This is a genomic window from Streptomyces sp. NPDC046870 (genome assembly GCF_040704595.1).
GTDB classification, from domain to species: Bacteria; Actinomycetota; Actinomycetes; order Streptomycetales; family Streptomycetaceae; genus Streptomyces; species Streptomyces argyrophylli.
On record NZ_JBEYXM010000012.1, the window covers coordinates 64,714 to 82,979 of the forward strand.

At 74.1% G+C, this 18,266-nt stretch carries 12 protein-coding genes; 7 read left to right on the forward strand and 5 right to left on the reverse strand.

From position 1 onward, the window contains the following. Nucleotides 1–366: 366 nt before the first annotated feature. Both AB0946_RS24550 and AB0946_RS24555 read right to left on the reverse strand, forming a co-directional pair. Complete coding sequence (locus AB0946_RS24550; RefSeq protein ID WP_366762801.1) at nucleotides 367–1,719, reverse strand: serine hydrolase domain-containing protein; 1,353 nt, start codon at nucleotides 1,717–1,719, stop codon at nucleotides 367–369. Nucleotides 1,720–1,820: 101 nt separating this feature from the next. Beyond that, complete coding sequence (locus AB0946_RS24555; protein ID WP_366762802.1) at nucleotides 1,821–3,029, reverse strand: cytochrome P450; 1,209 nt, start codon at nucleotides 3,027–3,029, stop codon at nucleotides 1,821–1,823. Between the two features lie 1,398 nt (nucleotides 3,030–4,427). Between AB0946_RS24555 and AB0946_RS24560 the strand changes: the two genes are divergently transcribed. Beyond that, nucleotides 4,428–6,566, forward strand: a complete 2,139-nt coding sequence (locus AB0946_RS24560) for a SpoIIE family protein phosphatase (RefSeq protein WP_366762803.1) — start codon at nucleotides 4,428–4,430, stop codon at nucleotides 6,564–6,566. A gap of 76 nt (nucleotides 6,567–6,642) precedes the next feature. On the opposite strand, the gene AB0946_RS24565 is transcribed toward AB0946_RS24560, so the two are convergent. Then, complete coding sequence (locus AB0946_RS24565) at nucleotides 6,643–8,034, reverse strand: S1 family peptidase (RefSeq protein WP_366762804.1); 1,392 nt, start codon at nucleotides 8,032–8,034, stop codon at nucleotides 6,643–6,645. A 188-nt stretch (nucleotides 8,035–8,222) separates the two neighbouring features. Here AB0946_RS24565 and AB0946_RS24570 point away from each other — a divergent pair, with 188 nt between their 5' ends. The 5 genes from AB0946_RS24570 (at nucleotide 8,223) to AB0946_RS24590 (ending at nucleotide 15,330) form a co-directional block, all read left to right on the forward strand. Continuing rightward, entirely contained in the window at nucleotides 8,223–8,636 is a 414-nt protein-coding gene (locus AB0946_RS24570) for a PaaI family thioesterase (protein WP_366762805.1), read from the forward strand. A gap of 529 nt (nucleotides 8,637–9,165) precedes the next feature. Then, entirely contained in the window at nucleotides 9,166–9,384 is a 219-nt protein-coding gene (locus AB0946_RS24575; RefSeq protein ID WP_366762806.1) for a type A2 lantipeptide, read from the forward strand. Nucleotides 9,385–9,486: 102 nt separating this feature from the next. Next, nucleotides 9,487–10,293, forward strand: coding sequence for an HlyD family efflux transporter periplasmic adaptor subunit (locus AB0946_RS24580; protein WP_366762807.1), 807 nt, complete (start codon nucleotides 9,487–9,489; stop codon nucleotides 10,291–10,293). Then, complete coding sequence (locus AB0946_RS24585) at nucleotides 10,290–12,512, forward strand: NHLP family bacteriocin export ABC transporter peptidase/permease/ATPase subunit (protein WP_366762808.1); 2,223 nt, start codon at nucleotides 10,290–10,292, stop codon at nucleotides 12,510–12,512. Before AB0946_RS24580 ends, AB0946_RS24585 begins: the two co-directional genes overlap by 4 nt. A 1-nt stretch (nucleotide 12,513) precedes the next feature. Continuing rightward, nucleotides 12,514–15,330 (forward strand): NHLP bacteriocin export ABC transporter permease/ATPase subunit, encoded by a 2,817-nt coding sequence (locus tag AB0946_RS24590; RefSeq protein ID WP_366762809.1) that lies wholly within the window; start codon nucleotides 12,514–12,516, stop codon nucleotides 15,328–15,330. Here AB0946_RS24590 and AB0946_RS24595 read toward each other — a convergent pair. Then, a complete protein-coding gene (locus tag AB0946_RS24595) occupies nucleotides 15,327–16,145 on the reverse strand; it encodes a ribonuclease BN (protein ID WP_366762952.1) in 819 nt (272 codons plus the stop codon). The two genes, AB0946_RS24590 and AB0946_RS24595, sit on opposite strands and share 4 nt — an antisense overlap. 201 nt (nucleotides 16,146–16,346) lie before the next feature. Between AB0946_RS24595 and AB0946_RS24600 the strand changes: the two genes are divergently transcribed. Further along, on the forward strand, nucleotides 16,347–17,465 hold the full coding sequence (locus tag AB0946_RS24600; RefSeq protein ID WP_366762810.1) for a galactosyldiacylglycerol synthase: 1,119 nt from the start codon (nucleotides 16,347–16,349) through the stop codon (nucleotides 17,463–17,465). Between the two features lie 8 nt (nucleotides 17,466–17,473). Here AB0946_RS24600 and AB0946_RS24605 read toward each other — a convergent pair whose 3' ends face one another. After that, nucleotides 17,474–18,259, reverse strand: a complete 786-nt coding sequence (locus tag AB0946_RS24605; protein WP_366762811.1) for a polysaccharide deacetylase family protein — start codon at nucleotides 18,257–18,259, stop codon at nucleotides 17,474–17,476. Nucleotides 18,260–18,266 lie beyond the last annotated feature (7 nt).

The window sequence follows — 18,266 nt, forward strand, 5'->3', positions numbered from 1 at the left end:
CGATGCGGCGCGGACGATCCCGGCCCCGCCGAGGGGGGCCGTGCGTGGGCTCGGGGTGACACACCGGGGGTGCGGGCGGTGCGGGGTGCGGCACGGCGTGCCGGGGCCGGCCGGCTGTGCCGGGGAGAGCGGAGGGCACGTTCAGGTGTGCCGCCCGGCCGGTGCCGGCCACCGGTCCCGGCGGCCGGCACCGGGGCCACCCGGATGCACCCGGACCGGGCGGAGACAGGCCGGAACCGGCCACCGGATCAGCGGCTGGACCGGAATCGGCACCGCCGCCTCACGGCCCGGGGCCCGAGTCGGCCGAGGCGCCGGCGGGGACGCACCGGGGCCGGCACCCCGGCCCGGGCCGGCGGGCACCCCTGTTCAGTCGGGGTCGGTACGGCGGGCCGTGCGGCCGGAGATCTGCACCCGTTCGATCCTCCCGGTGGCCGGATCGCGGTGGAAACGGCCTCCGGGTTCGAGGCACCCGGTGCCGGGATCGACCAGGTCGCAGGAGAGGTCGGCGTAGCAGACCAGCGGCAGGGGCAGGTCACCGTCCACCGACAGGGCGGGCGAGCCGTCGGGGCCGGGCGCGATGCGGTAGGTCGTGGTGCCGTTGCGGTAGGTGCCGGCGCACTCGGGCAGGGCGACGGGACGCCCCCGGTCCGCGGTCGGGGTGCCGGCGGGCACCCGCACGCCGGTCAGCCGGCCCAGTTCCTCCGTGAGGTCGCGCCACAGCGCGGTGGCGCCCCCGGCGTTGCCCGTGAAGGCGACCACCACCCCGCTCTCCGCGTCGGCCCGCAGATGGCAGGACGTGCCCTGGGCGTTGCCGTCGTGCCCGCACCAGACGCGCTCGTCCCGCTCGTAGAGGGCGAGCCCGGGGCTCCAGCCGTCGGCCAGGGTGCCCGGCCGGGCGGCGGTCTCGGGGCGGCGCATCTCCTTGGCGACGGCGGGCGGCAGCAGGTCCCCGCGGCCGATCAGCGCGTTGCCGAACGCGACGAGGTCCCGGGCGCTCGCGAGCAGTGCTCCGGCCGGTGCCTCCAGCGGCGCCAGGTTCTGCAGGGCCGGACGGATCTGTCCGGTCCGGGCGTTGACGGCGTGCCCGGTGGCCGTGTGCCGACCGGGCGCGGGGTCGCCGATGAACGCGGGTGTCACGCCGAGGGGTTCGAGGAGCAGCGCCCGTACCGCCTCGTGCCAGGGCATGCCGGTGACCGTCTCCACCAGGCGTCCGGCGGCGACGTAGCCGGCGTTGGAGTAGGAGAAGTCGGTCCCCGGCGGGAACAGCGCGTCGCGGGCGGTGCACACGGCGGCGAGATAGCGGGGGGCGGTGGTCGTGGCGGCGGTGTCCGAGTCCGGTCCGGTCGGCAACCCGCCGGTGTGGCTCAGAAGGTGACGTACCGTCACCTCGGGGACCGCGCCGAGCTCGGGGAGGTGGGCGGCGGCGGGTTCGTCCAGGTCCAGGTCGCCGTCGTCGGCCAGGAGCATGACGAGCGCCGCGGTGCAGGGCTTCGTGAGCGAGCCCAGCGGGACCGCCGTGTCGTCGGTGAAGGGGCTGCCGGTCGTGACGTCCGCGGTACCGGTGTGCACGGCGATGACGTCCGTGCCGGTGTCCAGGGCCAGTTGGGCGCCGGGCACCCGGTGGGTACGGGCGAGTGCCGCAAGGCGGTCCTGTATCTCCCGGCGTAACAGGGACGGCGGCCGGGAGGCGGCCGGAGCGGTGGGGATGGTGTACGGCATGAGAAGGGGACTCCCGTTGGGTGGGTCTCATGTGCGGGTGTGCCGGTCCGGGCCCGTGTCCGAGCGGTGGCGGGGCCGGCCGGTGCGCTGGTGCGCTCGGGCTACGGTCTGCGGACCTCGACGGGCAGCTGCCGTACGCCGATGATCACGGCCGGATTCTGGTAGGCGATGTCCTCGTAGGAGGGGATCGCCAGCATGCGGAATCGTTCATGCAACATCCGCAGGGCGATCCGCGCCTCCAGCCGGGCCAGGGGCGCGCCGAAACAGAAGTGGATGCCGTGCCCGAAGGTCAGATGCGGGTTGGGGTGCCGGGTCACGTCGAAGACGTCGGGCGCCTGGAAGCGGGCGGGGTCCCGGTTGGCGGCGCCCAGATGGGCCATGAGCAGGGTGTCGGCCGCGATCTCGTGGCCGCCGAGGACCACGGGCCGGGTGACGCGGCGGCCCAGCTCCGGGAACGGGGGCAGCCAGCGCAGCACCTCCTCGACGGCGGCCGGGATCCGCGCGGGGTCGGCGCGCAGCGCGGCGCTCGTACCGGGGTGCCGGTCGAAGGTGACGACGGCGTTGCCCAGCAGCGCGGTGGTGGTGATGTGCCCGGCGACCAGCAACAGGGCCACGAAGCCCACCATCTCCTGGTCGGCGAGGCGGACGCCGTCCACCTCGGCGGCGATGAGTCTGCTGGTCAGGTCGTCACCGGGGTCGGCACGGCGGGCTCGGATGTGGTCGAGCATGTAGCCGTTCATCTCGCGCACGGTGGGCGCGATGGCCTCCAGCGCCCGTTCCAGGTCGGCCATGTCGGGCGCCTCGCCGAGCTGGTCGCCGCCGAACAGGACGCTCGCCCACTCCTGGAAGAGGCGGTGTTCCTCCGCCGGGATGCCGAGCAGTTCGGCGATGACGATGATCGGCAGCGGATAGGCCAGCGCGTCGACCAGGTCGAACCGGTCGCGGTCGGCGACGGCGTCCAGCAGCCGCGCGCAGACGGCCTCGATGCGGGGGCCGAGCCCCTGGACCACCCGGGGGGTGAACGCCTGGCTCACCAGGGTGCGGAGCTTGCGGTGCTCCGGCGGGTCCATGCCGACGAAGTTGCCCTGCCGGAAGGTCTCGAAGTCGGACTGGGTGGGCGCGAGGGAGGACATGTCGGAGGAGTACGTCGCCGGATCGGCGAGCACCGTGGCGACGGTCTCGTGGTCCAGCACCTGGAAGACGCCCTGCGTCTCGTCGTACCGCACCGGCCCGGCCTCGTGTAAGCCACGCCAGCGTTCGGGTAACTCCTCCAGGAGGAGCCGTTCGCCCGTCGATTGCTTGCTGATCACCTTGTCTCCTTGCTGGCGCGTGCGGGCATGGAGGAGTCGTGCGGCGGGGAGGGCCGTGGACCGCCGCCGGCCGGGAGGCCAGGCGGGTTCCGGGCACGGCTGCGCCCCCGCTGCCGGGACATCCGGACGGGAAGACGGGAAGAACGTGACCCCCGTGTCCCCCTGGGGTGCGGCGGCGTCGGCCGCCGTCGGACTGGTGTCCGGGTGGGCCGGGGAGCCTCCGCTCCGCGACGAGGTCCCGCCCCGTGTGGCGGGACTCGGCCCCCGCGATCGGTGAGCGGGCCTCAGCCCGTGCGAGGGAGCCCCGGCACAGGCGACGAGGTCTCCGCCCGTGCGGCGCGGCCCCCGGACACGTGGCGCGTCCTCAGCACATCCGGCGTAGGACGTGGCCGCTGCGCGGCCGGCCACGGCCCCGTAGCGAGCGCTGTCGTGCGGCGCGCCGATCCGACATAACAGATCCCCCTCGGCGATAGCTCCCGCGCACGGCTCACGCGGGACCCTCCCGGCTGATGAGGTGTGAGAATACGCAGTCGCAGCGCGTGCCGCCCCACGATTGGCATGATGCGTACCCCGAGACACCTTCGTTTCGATGGAACTCGGCCACAGTCTTCACGGCGCGTCACACACAAGCAACCCCCTGAAGTTGAACGGAGAGTACTCTGGCGGTGCTTTTGCGTCACTGCCCGGCCACTGCGCCGGGCCTGTGCGCACACGAGACCCCCGGCCGGATCGTCGCACCCGCGTGTGCCCCGGTGTCTCGTCCGCAAACCGAGCACGCGCAGAAAATCTGTCATCGATCGCCGGACGCCACGTCGTGCGGGGCGCGCCTGTCCACGGGCCGGTGTGCCGCCCCGCTGTGACACCCGGTGGCCGAACTGCCCCTGATCAGGCGTGATGATTCGGCCAGCGGAGACCTCGGCCCCCGCCGGGCGACGGCGACGACACGCGCGGCGCGCCGCACCGGCCCACCGCCGACACGCCCGGCGGTCACCCGTCCCGCCGCTCCGCACTCGACCGCTCGGACGCCGCGCAGGGCCGAGAACCGGCGCCGATACGCATGTTTTCGGCCATACGGGCGCGGCGGGGGCGCACACAAGAAGCCCGAACACCACCCGTGCTTCCCGCCCACCGCCGGGCGCCGCCCCGGGAGGCCGGCCGGTCCCTCGCAACGGCGCGCTCGTCCGCCGTGGTCTCGTCCGCGGCACGCCCGTCCCCTCTCCCGCGGCACGCCTCCCCTTCCGCGCCGGCGCATGGAGACGGCCGGGCGGGGTATTCGGAGCCATCCGGCACGCGCGGGCGCGAACGGAGCCCGGTGCGCGTTCACCGTGCGCGGGGCGCCGCCGCGAGGGAGTCTTGTGGCCGGGATGCGACGCGCGGCCGTACGAGGAGGTGGTCGGCGTGTCCGACGGGCCGGAGCCGGGACGGGCACCGGCGGCCGGCACCGCGCCGGCCCGGCAGCCGGTGCTGTCGCTGGAGCTGGCCACCCTGCTGGAGGAGGTGCAGGCGCACTCCGGCGCGGTCTACCTGCTCAGGCCCGACGAGCCGGTCCTGGAGATGGCGGTCATGGCGGGCATGCCCCGCGCCTTCGCGGCACCGTGGGAGCGGGTCGGCCTGAGCGCGCCGATCCCGGTCGCGGACGCGGCGCGGGAGAGACGGCTCGTGTGGGTGGGCGGCGAGGCGGAGATGGCCCGCCGCTACCCGAGGATCTCGGTGGTGCTGCCGTACCCCTTCGCGCTGGCCGCCGCGCCCGTGGCGACGGAGCGCACAGTGTACGGCGCGGTGTTCGTGACCTGGCCGGGCACGCGCGCGGAGCTGTCGGACCGGGAGCGGGAGCATCTGACGGCGGCCTGCGCACGGCTGGCGCTGCGGCTGGAACGGGCCGCGCGGCAGGACCGCCCGCTCGGGAACGAGCCGGACGTGCTCGCGGCGCCGGCGTCGTTCGTGGCGGAAACGCTGGGCTCGGTCGAGGCCGCGCGGATGGTGTCCCGGCTGCCGTACGGACTGATCTCGCTGGATCTGCGCGGCCGTATCGGCTTCCTGAACGCGGCCGCCGCCGAACTGCTCGGCCGGCCCGCCGCGGAACTGCTGGGCACGGTGCCCTGGGCGTCGGTGCCCTGGCTCAACGACCCGATGTACGAGGACCGTTACCGGGCGGCGCTGGTGAGCCAGCAGGTGACGTCGTTCGTGGCGCTGCGCCCGCCCGGTGAGTGGCTGTCGTTCCGGATGTATCCGAGCACGACCGGGCTGAGCGTGCGCGTCACCCGCGCCCGGGCGGTGGCGGAGATGACGGGCGCGGCCCCGCAGACCGGCCCGGGCCCGTACCGGCTCGTGACGATCTCCCAGCTGCTGAGCCTGGCGGGCGCGCTGACCGAGGCGGTCGGGGTGCGGGACGTGGTGCAGCTGGTCTGGAACGAGGTGGTCCCGGCCGTCGGCAGTCAGGCCCTGGCGGTACTGCGGGCGCAGGGCGGGCGGCTGCACGTCCTGGGGCACCGGGGCTATCCGGACCCGCACGTCGTCGAGCGGTTCGACGGGCTGCCGCTGTCCGAGCGCACCCCGGGCACGCACGTCCTGAGCAACGGGGTGCCCGCCTTCTTCGACTCCAAGGAGCAGTTGGAGCGGCTGTATCCGAGCCGGCACCACACTCCCGACGGCTTCGCGGCCTGGGCGTACCTGCCGCTGATCGCGTCCGGGCGGCCGGTCGGCACCTGTGTGCTGGCCTACGCCGAGCCGCACGTCTTCCCCGCCGACGAGCGGGCGGTGCTGGCCTCGCTCGGCGGGCTGATCGCACAGGCCCTGGAGCGGGCCCTGCTCTACGACGCCAAACACCGCCTCGCGCACGGCCTGCAACAGGCGCTGCTGCCGCACTCGCTGACGCCCCCGCCCGGCATCGAGGCCGCGGCCCGCTATCTGCCCGCCACCCACGGCATGGAGATCGGCGGCGACTTCTACGACCTGGTGCCGAGCCGGCCGCTGGCGGCGGCGGTGATCGGGGACGTCCAGGGGCACAACGTGACCGCGGCCGGCCTGATGGGCCAGATCCGCACCGGGGTCCGCGCGTACACCACGGTGGGGCAGGCCCCGCACGAGGTGATGAGCAGCACCAACCGGCTGCTCATCGACCTCGGTTCCGAACTGTTCGCCAGCTGTCTGTATCTGCGGCTTGACCCGGCGCGCGGGCGGGCCGTCATGGCGCGGGCGGGTCATCCGCCGCCGCTGCTGCGCCGGCCGGACGGACGGGTGCGGGTGCTGGACCTGGCCGGGGGCCCGCTCCTCGGGATCGACGCCTCGGCCCGGTATCCGACGACCGAGGTCGCCCTGGTCCCCGGCTCGGTGCTCGTCCTGTACACCGACGGCCTGGTGGAGTCCCCGGGCATCGACATCGAGGACGCGCTGGTCGACCTCGGCGGGCTGCTCGCGGAGATCGGAGACCAGCCGCTGGAGAGCCTGGCGGACGAGGTGGTCCGGCACAGTGCGGGGGCCCGGGGGCGGGTGGACGACGTGGCGGTGCTGCTGCTGCGCGCACGCGACGACGGGTGACGCGCGGCCGGCCCGGCCCTCCCGCCGGAGGGCCGGGCCGGCCAGTGGGAGGACCGGTCAGCGCGAGCGCGGCCGGTCAGTGGGAGCCGGTGGAGGACGACGACCCGTCGTCCGCCGCGCCGGCACCGGACGGATCGGCGCCGCCCCCGATCCGGTCACCGCCGGCACCGGCCTGGTGACCGGCACCTGCCGGCTCACCCGCACCGGACGGGTCGCCCGCACCGGACGGGTCGCCCGCACCGGACGGGTCACCCGCGCCCGCCTGGTCACCGGCACCGGCCTGGTCGCCCGCCCCGTTGCCGCCACCGCCGCCGTCGCCGAGCGTCGCGCCCGTGGCCTGCAGGGCGGTGGTGACCGGCTGGAAGAAGGTCTCGCCGCCGCTGGTGCAGTCGCCGCTGCCACCGGAGGTGAGGCCGAGGGCGCTGCCGTCCTGGGTGAACAGGGAGCCGCCGCTGTCGCCGGGCTCGGCGCAGACGTCGGTCTGGATGAGGCCGGTGACCGTGTCGACGCCGTTCGGGTCGGTCTCGCTCTGGAAGTTGACGGTGGCGTCGAGGCCGGTGACCTGGCCGTCGTGCAGCCCGGTGGTGGAGCCCATCCGGAACACGGTCTCGCCGACGGTGGCGTCGGCGGCCTGCTTGATCTGGACGGTCCGGCCGTTGCCGGCGTCGACCTCGCTGGGCGCCTGGGTGTTGGGGTCGTCGTACTTGACGAGGGAGAAGTCGCCCTCGCCGGGGAAGGTGGCCTGGTCGACGGTGGCGATGGGCTGCCCGGTCTCGGAGTCGGACCACTGCTTGGCGGCGACCCCGCAGTGACCGGCCGTCAGGAAGGCGGGGCTGCCGTCGGAGGCGGTGACGTTGAAGCCGAGGGAGCAGCGGACGCTGCCGCCCTGCACCTGGGAGAAGATGGCGTCGCCGCCGGAGACGAAGGTCTTGAAGGTGCCGGAGGACTTCTTGAGGGTCGCCATGCCGGTCCCGAGGCCGCGCACCGCCGACTGGAGCCTGTTCCAGTCGGCGCCGGTCACGGTGGAGTCGGCGGTGACCTGGATCTTGTCGGTGCGCGGGTCGACGGCCCAGGAGGTGCCGGGGATGGTCGCCCTGGCCTTCAGCGTCCGTGCGGCGGCCTGGAGTTCGGCGGCGCTGTTGTCGACCTGGCGGACCACCGCTCCGGCCTTCTTCGCCTGCACGATGACGTTGTCGTCGCCGCTGACGACGTTGACGACGAGCTGCTGCTTGCCGCTGTCGTAGTAGGACCCGGCGAAGGCGTCGCCGAGGATCTTCTGGAGCCGCCCGGCGAGGTCCGAGGCGTCCGTGGCCTTCAGGGTCCTCACGTCCGCCGTACCGCCCGCGGTCGCGTTGTCCTGGTCCTGGGAGGCGTTGGCGTTGGGCAGCAGGAGGGCCGCCGCCCCGAGCGCCGCGACACCGCCCACCGCTATCGCGGCCTTGCGCTTGGGCATTCGCTTGTGACTCAACTTCTCGACCTCCACGGGGTCTGCCGCTGACGGGCAGTGCGTATCGGGTTCGTACCGGGGCGCCTGGATGGCCGTACGTACGCACCGGCCGCGTGGTGTGTTCAATTCCGCTTCCGCGCGGCCGCACCGGCGTGGGGAACCGGCCATGCTCCGCGTGCCGGGACGGCCGGCCGGGAACCATCCCCCCTATGACGATGACCACTGCCGAAGCCGACAAGATCCTCTCCGCCCGCTTCGCCCCCTGGGTGCTCGATCTGGGCCTGGCCGTCGAAGCGCTGGGCGAGGACCGGGCCGTGCTGCGTCTGCCCTGGTCGGACCGGCTGGCGCGGGAGGGCGGCGGGCTGTCCGGACAGGCGCTGATGGCGGCGGCCGACACGGCGACGGTGATCGCGGTCTCGGCGGCCCGGGGCGGGTTCGTGCCGATGACGACGGTGCAGCAGTCGACCTCGTTCCAGCGGGCGGTGAGCGGCGCGGACGTCCTGATCGAGGCGGTGCTCACCAAACTGGGCCGTCGGATGGCGTTCGCGGACGTCACGTTGAGCGACGCCGCCTCGGGCGCGCTGGCGGCGCGGGCGAGCACGGTCTACGCGATTCTCGGCTGACGCCACGTCGGCTGACGTCCCGTCGGCTGACGTGCCGTCGGCTCGCGTACCGTCGGCTGACGCAATTCCGCGCCGATACGCTCGGCAACCGATCGGACACGTTCAGCTGCGAACACGAAGCGGAATCCACCCTTCAGGGAATCTGCACATCCAATACCCAGGCGCGTCACGGCCGTACGGAGATCTGCACATCCGCGCGCCCCCCGGCACGTCTTTGGCGAGGAGTGCCGGATTCGCGATCCGAGGGGCAAGGTGCCCGGCGCGGCGATGCCGTGCGGCATGTGAAGGAGTCGCCGACATGCCGTGCGCACACCTGCACGGTTGGACCCCTCTCGCGCGTCAAATCCCCAGGTGGGAGCCCTGGTTGATTGGAAGCGCGCCCCGCGTGCGTGCTTTGATCCATCGCACCGCGGGGGTCCGGCGGGCCCCCGGAGACGGGTGCCCGGCGCCCGCGGCCGCGGCCGTCCGTCTGTCCCCAGAGGGGGCCGCTCCCCCCTTGTGAGATATCCATATGAAGGGAAGTTCCATCATGAACTCCACCCCCCAGGTCCAGACCGTCGAGATCTCGGACGCCGAGCTGGACAACGTCTCCGGCGGTCTGTCCGTCAACACCCTCAACAGCACCCTGGGCACCGTGAACGCGGTGGCCCCGGGCGTCACCGGCCTGGTCAACACGGTCGTCGGCACCGTCGAGGGCGTCTCCGGCCTGAACGTCGCCCCGGTCAACGGCCTGGTCGCCGGTCTCTGATCGCACCCCCGGTGTGACCGACGTCCCGGAGCCGTCCCACGGCTCCGGGGCTCATCGGTGCCCTGAAACACCCGCGTCTCTCCCACAGGTGAGGGAAGTCCCGTGCAGTTCCGCCAACAGGCCCTCGCCAAGCTCCAGTCACCGGAGGAGCTGGACCTCCCGGTGCGGCTGGCCCGCCCGCAGGGCTGGCTCGCGCTCGGGGTCACCGTCGTCGTCATGGCCGCCGCCTCCGTCTGGGCGGTGACCGGCTCGGTCGCCTCCACCGTGAGCGCGCCCGCCGTCCTCACCCACGCGCAGGGCAGCTACGTGCTGCAGAGCCCGGTGGCCGGACAGGTGACGGCCGTCCTCGCCCGGCAGGGCCAGCGGCTGCCCGCGAACGCGCCCCTGCTCAAGGTGCGCACGGCGGGCGGCGAGACCGTGGTGCGGACGGTCGCCGCCGGACGCGTCACCACGCTCGCCGCCACCCTCGGCCAGATCGTCCGGACCGGCACCGACGTCGCCGCGGTCGAGAAGGTCGCCCACGCCTCCGACCCGCTGTACGCGACCGTGTACGTGCCGGCCGAGAACGCCGCCGCCATCCCGGCGCACGCCCCGGTCGACCTGACCGTGTCCGCCGTTCCGACGCAGCGGTACGGCGTGCTGCGCGGCGAGGTGAAGTCGGTGGACCGCACGGCGCAGTCCGCCCAGTCGATCTCCGCGTTCCTCGGCGACAGCCAGCTCGGCGAGCAGTTCACCCGCAAGGGCCGCCCGGTGGCCGTCCTGGTGCAACTCGCCGCGTCCTCGTCGACCAGGAGCGGTTACCGCTGGTCCTCCACGGACGGACCGCCGTTCCGGCTCGACTCCATGACACTCGCCACCGGCTCCGTCCGGCTCGCCGACCAGCATCCCGTCGATTGGCTGCTCCCGTGACCACCGCCCAGGAGACCCGAGGCCGCAGACGCGCGGCCCCCGCCAAGCGGCCGGTTCCCAAGTCCCGCACCGGCACGGTCCGTACACCCACCGTGCTCCAGATGGAGGCCGTCGAGTGCGGCGCCGCCTCCCTCGCGATGGTGCTCGGCCACTACGGCCGGCACGTCCCGCTGGAGGAGCTGCGCATCGCCTGCGGTGTCTCCCGCGACGGCTCCCGCGCCTCCAACCTGCTGAAGGCGGCCCGCGGTTACGGCCTGACGGCCAAGGGCATGCAGATGGACCTGGCCGCCCTCGCCGAGGTGCGGGCCCCGGCCATCCTCTTCTGGGAGTTCAACCACTACGTCGTCTACGACGGCATGGGCCGCCGCTTCGGCCGGCGCGGGGTCTACGTCAACGACCCCGCCAAGGGCCGCCGTTTCGTGCCCATGGAGGAGTTCGACGGCAGCTTCACCGGTGTCGTGCTGGTGCTGGAACCCGGCGAGGGCTTCACCAGGGGCGGGCGCAAACCCGGTGTGCTCGGCGCGATGCCGGCCCGGCTGCGCGGCACCGCCGGTACCCTGCCCGCCGCCGTGCTGGCCAGCCTGCTGCTGGTGGCGGTCGGCGCGGCCGTGCCCGCGCTCAGCCGTACCTACATCGACATGTTCCTCATCGGCGGCCAGACCTCGCTGCTGGGCGTCCTGTTCGCCTCGATGGCCGCGTGTGTGCTGCTCACACTGGTGCTGACCTGGCTCCAGCAGGCCAACCTGCTGCACGGCCGGATCATCTCCTCCACCCTCTCCAGCGCCCGCTTCCTGCGCCATCTGCTGCGGCTGCCGGTGACGTTCTTCGCCCAGCGCTCCCCCGCCGACCTGGTGCAGCGCCTGCAGTCCAACGACCAGGTCGCCGAGACCCTGGCCCGCGACCTCGCGGCGGCCGGCGTCGACGCGATCGTGGTCGTCCTGTACGCGGTCCTGCTCTACACCTACGACCCGCAGCTGACCTTCGTCGGCATCGGCGTGGCCCTGCTGAACGTGGTCGCCATGCGGCTCGTCGTACGGCTGCGCGCGACCCGGACGGCGAAGCTGCGCGCCGACACCGCGCGGCTCACCAACACGTCGTACACCGGCCTCCAGCTCATCGAGACGCTGAAGGCGACCGGCGGCGAGGACGGCTACTTCCGCAAGTGGGCCGGGCAGCACGCCACCACGCTGGAGGAGCAGCAGCGGCTCGGTGTGCCGAGCGCCTGGCTCGGCGTGGTCGCGCCGACGCTCGCCACCTTCAACAGCGCGCTCATCCTGTGGATCGGCGGGATGCGCGCGGTCGAGGGGCACATCTCGGTCGGTCTGCTGGTCGCCTTCCAGGCGCTGGTCACCCGCTTCACCGCGCCGCTGACCCGGCTCAACGGCGTGGCGGGCCGCATCCAGGACTTCGCGGCCGACGTGGCCCGGCTGAAGGACGTGGAGAACTTCCAGGCCGACCCGCTCTACGCCCGCCCCGGCGACGGCGACTCGACCCGGCGGCTGCACGGGCACGTCGAGCTGGAGAACGTCGCCTTCGGCTACAGCCCGCTGGACCAGCCGCTGCTGACCGGGTTCGACCTGACCGTCGGCCCCGGGCAGCAGGTGGCGCTGGTGGGCGGCTCGGGCAGCGGCAAGTCCACGGTCTCCCGGCTGATCTCGGGGCTGTACACGCCGTGGGACGGGGTGATCCGCATCGACGGCCGCCGGCTGGAGGACATCCCGCGCGGCGCGCTCGCCGCCTCCGTCTCCTTCGTCGACCAGGACGTCTTCCTGTTCGAGGGCTCGGTCCGCGACAACGTGGCCCTGTGGGACCCGTCGATCCCGGACGAGGCCGTGGTGGAGGCGCTGAAGGACGCCGCGCTGTACGACGTGGTGATGCGCCGGCCCGGCGGCATCCACAGCAGGGTCGAGCAGGACGGCCGGAACTTCTCCGGCGGGCAGCGCCAGCGCCTGGAGATCGCGCGGGCGCTGGTGCGCCGGCCGAGCATCCTCGTGCTGGACGAGGTGACCAGCGCGCTGGACGCCGAGACCGAGCAGGTCGTGATGGACAACCTGCGGCGGCGGGGCTGCGCCTGCGTGGTGATCGCGCACCGGCTGAGCACGGTCCGCGACAGCGACGAGATCGTCGTCCTCCAGCACGGCACGGTCGTGGAGCGCGGACGGCACGGGGAGCTGGTGGCGCGCGGCGGCGCGTACGCGGCGCTGGTCAGGGAGCGGTGAGATGACCTCCGTACACGAAGGCGACCTCGTCCTGGGCGCGCTCGGCTCGCTCGGCACGCGGTTCGACTGCGCCGGTCTGGGCCGCCTGGACCTGGAGGGTCCGCAGGTGCTGTGGCTGGTCGCGGCCGGCGCCCTGGACCTGTACGCGGTGGACGCCGCCCAGCAGGGCCACTGGCACCACCTCGGCCGGCTGGAGGCGGGCACGCTGCTGCTCGGCCCGGTCGCCGGCCCCCAGCACACCCTGGTGGCGCGGCCGGTCCGGGACTGCGTGGTGCACCGCGTCAACCTGCGCGAGCTGTACCAGCCGGCGCAGACCCAGACCTGGTCGTACGACGAGTACGGCAACCCGCAGTACGTGCCGCCGACGTCGAGCCCGCTGGAGTACGCGCTCGCCCTCGGTGTCGGCCGCGGCCTGTCCGTCCTCTTCCAGGCCCCGCTGGCCGAGGAACGGGCGGCGGCCCCCGCGGACGACGACGTGTTCTGGATGCAGGTCCCGCCGGGCAGTGTGCAGTACGGCTCGCTGTACGGCGCGGAGGCCGCCGCCGATCTGCTGGTGGACCCGGCGCTGTGGCAGAGCATGGTGGACCAGCAGTACCGGCTGCTGACCGCGCTCGACCGGTGGATCGAGCAGCTGGAGCGCACCCACGAGACCCGGACGGCCGCCGGGATCAAGGCCGGTGAGGCCGTGCGCGCCCAGGCCGACCGGACCCTGCTGGCCTCCATCGGCAAGCGCTCCTCGCGCCGTACGACCGCCGCCGACGCAGACGCCACGTACGCGGCCTGCAAGCTGGTCGCCGAGGCGGCCGGCATCCGGCTCGCCGAGCCCGCGCAGAGCGGCACGGGGGGCGACCGGCTGGACCCGGTGGAGCGGGTGGCGCTGGCCTCCCGGGTGCGGACGCGGGCCGTCCGGCTGGACGGGCGCTGGTGGCGGGAGAACGTGGGCCCGCTCGTCGGCCACCGGGCGCTGTCCGGGGCGCCGGTCGCGCTGCTGTGGCGGCGCGGCGGCTATGTCGCCGTGCACCCCGGGACGGGGCGCGAGACACCGGTCGAGAAGGCGAACGCGGAGGAGTTCGAGCCGCGCGCGGTGATGTTCTACCGGCCGCTGCCCGACAAGCGGCTCGGGCCGCTCGGGCTGCTGCGGTTCAGTCTGCGCGGCACCCGCGCCGACCTGGTGAACCTGCTCCTCGCGGGGCTGGTGACGGTGGCGATCGGCGCGCTGGTGCCGATCGCCACCGGCAAGGTGCTCGGCGAGTACGTGCCGAGGGCGCAGGAGGACCTGATCGTCCAGGTGTGCCTGGCGGTCATGGTGAGCGGGGTGGTCGGGGCGGCGTTCACGCTGCTGGAGAACCTGTCCATCCTGCGCCTGGAGGGCCGGATCGAGGCGGCGCTGCAACCCGCCGTCTGGGACCGGCTGCTGCGGCTGCCCACCCGTTTCTTCACCCGGCGCTCCACGGGTGAGCTGGCCAGTGCCGCGATGGGCATCAGCACGATCCGCCGGCTGCTGGCGGGCGTCGGACCGGTCGTCGCCCAGTCGGTGACCGTCGGCGCGATGAACCTCGCCCTGCTGTTCTGGTACAGCCCGGCGATGGCGACGGCCGCGATCGGGATGCTCGTCGTCATCGCGGCGGTGTTCGGCGGGCTCGGGCTCTGGCAGGTGCGCTGGCAGCGGCGCCTGGTGGTGCTCGGCAACAAGCTGAACAACCAGGCGTTCCAGACCCTGCGCGGGCTGCCGAAGCTGCGGGTGGCGGCGGCCGAGAACTACGCCTACGCGGCCTGGGCGCGCCAGTTCGCGCACAGCCGGGAACTCCAGCAGAAGGCCGGCCGGATCAAGAACCTCTCCACGGTCCTCGGCGCGGTCTACCTGCCGGTGTGCACGCTGCTGATGTTCATGCTGCTGGCGGGCCCGGCCCGGGGCACGATGTCGGCGGCGGACTTCCTCGCCTTCAGCACGTCGGTGACCATGGTGCTGACCTCGGTCACCCAGCTGACCGGCGCGTTCGTGTCGGCGGTGGCGGCACTGCCGCTGTTCGAGGAGATCAAGCCGGTGCTGGAGGCCACGCCCGAGGTGCGCACGGCGAGCACCCGCCCCGGCCCGCTGTCCGGCGCGGTGGAGGCCCGCCGGCTGTCCTTCCGCTACGCCGACGACGGCCCCCTCGTGCTGGACGACGTGTCCTTCGCCGTACGGCCGGGCGAGTTCGTGGCGGTCGTCGGGCCGAGCGGCTGCGGCAAGTCCACGCTGCTGCGCCTGCTCATCGGCTTCGACCGGCCGGTCTCCGGCAGCGTGCTGTACGACGGGCAGGACCTGGCGGCGCTCGACCAGTCCGCGGTGCGCCGCCAGTGCGGGGTCGTCCTCCAGCACGCCCAGCCGTTCACCGGCTCGATCATGGACGTCATCTGCGGCACCGAGCCGTACACGCCCGAGGAGGTGATGGCGGCGGCCGAGCTGGCGGGGCTGGCCGAGGACATCCAGCGGATGCCGATGGGGCTGCACACGATCGTCGCGGGCAGCGGAGCGATCTCCGGCGGCCAGCGGCAGCGCCTGATGATCGCCCAGGCGCTCATCAGGCGCCCGCGCATCCTCTTCTTCGACGAGGCCACCAGCGCCCTGGACAACGACACCCAGCGCGTCGTCATCGACAGCACCCGCAAGCTGAACGCCACCCGGATCGTCATCGCCCACCGGTTGTCGACCGTCATGGACGCCGACCGGGTGATCGTGATGGAGGACGGCAAGGTCGTCCAGCAGGGCACCCCGGCCGAACTGCTCGCGGACACCGGGGGCCGGCTGCACGAGTTGGTGCGCCGGCAGCGGGCCTAGAGCCGTTCGTCCGGCTCACGGCGGGCCGGCTCGTCCTCGTGGTGGGACGGCACCCAGTGGTGCTCGGTGAACCAGCGGCCGAACAGGGCACCGCCGTAGATGACGAAGCCGACGCCGATGAGCCAGGACTCGACGACGAGCACGGTGCCGACGGGGCCGTAGCTCAGGGCGTTGGTGACGATGAGCGGGGTGAAGACGAGGTAGGAGAAGGCGCGCAGGCCGGCCAGGCCGACGACCGTGGCCACCGCGCCGGGCAGCAGTGAGCGCCAGTGGACCTGCCCGCCGAGCAGGAAACGCTGCCCCCACCAGAAGAACAGCACACCGATCAGCGCGGAGAACACGATCCGCTGCGTCCCGTACAGCGTCGACTTCGTCGCGACCTCCTGGTAGAGGTACGCCGTCAGCACCACCAGCCAGGTCGCCTGCCGCCACACCCGGTGCCAGGGCCCGGAGGCCAGTCCCCAGATCCGCTCGTAGGCGTTCTGCACGCTGCCGCCGAAGGAGATGCCGAACACCGCGAGCAGGACGCCGCTCCACACGCTGGTGGTGCCGATGACCTTGCGCGGGGGGCTGATGACGTCGGTGACGACGTGGGCGGACCGGCCGGACAGGCCCATGCCGTCGGTCAGCCAGGAGGCGAAGCCGCCCCGTACCAGCGGGTCGGCCGCGGCGACCACGATCAGCAGCGGGGCGAGCGTGACCAGCGCCAGGGTGGCGAAGCCCATGGCCCGGTGCATCAGCTCAAGCTCCCGGCCGTGCTCGAACAAGGCCTGGACCCGCAGCCACCGCCACGCGCGGTGCAGGCCGCGCCGCAACCGCCTCACGGCTCCTCCCGCCGCTCGCCGCCCACCACACGCTTTCCCGTGCCGATTCCTCCAGCCTGGCACGCGCCGCGCGACTCGCAGCCGCAGGGTGGGGCACCGGCACGGCGCGCTGCTGCGCACGGGTGACCGTCCGGCCGGCGACACGGCCGGCGGGCGCGGTTTGCGCGGCGCGGCGGCGGAGAATCGGACTCCGTGCCTACCACCGAGGACGCGCCGGACGGCCGGCGGCGCATGCTGATCCTGAGCGCGAGCATGGGAGCCGGTCACGACACCGTGGCCGCCGAGCTGGCGCGGCGGGCGGCCGGCCGGGGCCACGAGGCCCGGGTGGCCGACGTGCTGGCGCTGCTGCCGTACGGCCTGGGTACGGGGCTGCGCCGCGGCTACCAGGCGTCGGTGCGGCACCTGCCCTGGCTGTACGGCGGGGTCTACGGCGCTTTCCTGCGCGGCGGGCCCGGCCGGCGGCCCAGCGGGGTCCCGCTCGCCCGGCTGGCCGGGGACCGGCTGACGGAACTCGTGGACCGGACGGGCGCCGACGTGGTGGTGTCCGTCTTCCACCTGGCCGCGCAGCTGACCGGGCATCTGCGGGAACGGGGCGGGCTGCGGGTGCCGAGCGCCGTGTTCCTGCTGGACTTCGCGGTGCACCGGCAGTGGCTGCATCCGGGCAACGACCGCTATCTGTGCCTCACGGACGCGGCGGCGGCGGACGTACGCCGGTTCCTGAGCGTGCCGGTGGTCACGACCGGCCCGGTGGTCGCGCCCGCCTTCCGCGCGCCGGCCGCCGGGGAGGCACGCTGGCGGGAGCGGTTCGCCCGGCGGGCGCCGGGCCGGCCCCCGGTGCTGCTGTCCGCCGGTGCCTGGGGCGCGGCGTCCCGCCCGGCCGCCACCGCCCGGCTGCTGGCGGCGGCCGGCTATCTGCCGGTGGTGCTGTGCGGCCGCAACGAGCGGCTGCGCGCCCAGGTCTCCCGGGAGCCGGCGGCGCTGGTCCTGGGCTGGGTCGACGACATGCCGGGCCTGCTGGCCGCGGGTCACGCCCTGGTGGACAACGCCGCCGGCCAGACCGCCGTCCAGGCCCTCGCCGCGGGCCTGCCCGTGATCGCCCACCGTCCGCTCCCCGGCCACGGCGCCGACGGCGTGCGCCGCATGACCGAGCTGGGCCTGTCCGAACTGGCCCCGGACGCCCCCGCGCTGCTGGCGGCACTCGGGCGGCTCGGGGAGCACACCCGGGAACGCGCGGACCGGGTGGCCCGTGGGCGGGCCGTGTTCCGGGCGGACGCGCTGGACCGCGTGACGGACCTCGCGACGAGTACGTGAGCCCCCTGTCACTCCCCCACCAGCTCGGCCGGCGCCACCGCCCCGCCGTGAACCGGGACCGGAACCACCCCGTGGTCACGCAGCGGCCCCACCGTCCACCCCGCCTCCCGGCAGTCCCGGACGACCGTCGGCAGCGCGGCCAGGGTCGCGTGCCAGCAGCCCGGGGCCGCGTGGCGGTCGGAGTCGTGGAGCAGGACGGTGCCGCCGCCGCGCAGGTCCGCGGCGACCCGGGCCCGTACCGACGCGGCCGTCGCGTCGGCGGTCCAGTCCCTGCCCCATGCCGACCACAGCACCGTGCGCAGTCCGGCCCGGCGGGCGGCCAGCCAGCGGCTCGTGGTCAGGATGCCGTACGGCGGGCGGTACCACCGGGGCCGGTGGCCGGTGAGGTCGTGCACCGCGCGGACGGTCCGGGCGACCTCCTCGGCGTCACGGGCGAACGCCGGCCACCAGGGCCGGTCGTGGGTCCAGCCGTGCACCCCGAGCTCGTGCCCGCGCCGTACCGTCTCCCGGACCAGCGCGGGATGGCGGACCGCCTGCTCGCCGAGGACGAAGAACGTGGCCCGCGCCCCGAGCTCGTCCAGCGCTTCGAGGAACTGCGGGGTCGACGCCGGGTCCGGTCCGTCGTCGAAGGTGAGCGCGATGTGCCTGCCGGGACCGGTGCCGGCGAGCCCGGGGAAGAGCGGCAGCCGTACGCCCGGGAGCCAGGTGGCCGCCGGGCCGATGTGGGCCGCGGCGACCGCGGCGGGCAGCAGCACGGCGGCCGTGCGTACGGCGCGGCCGGACACGAGGGACATGGGTGAC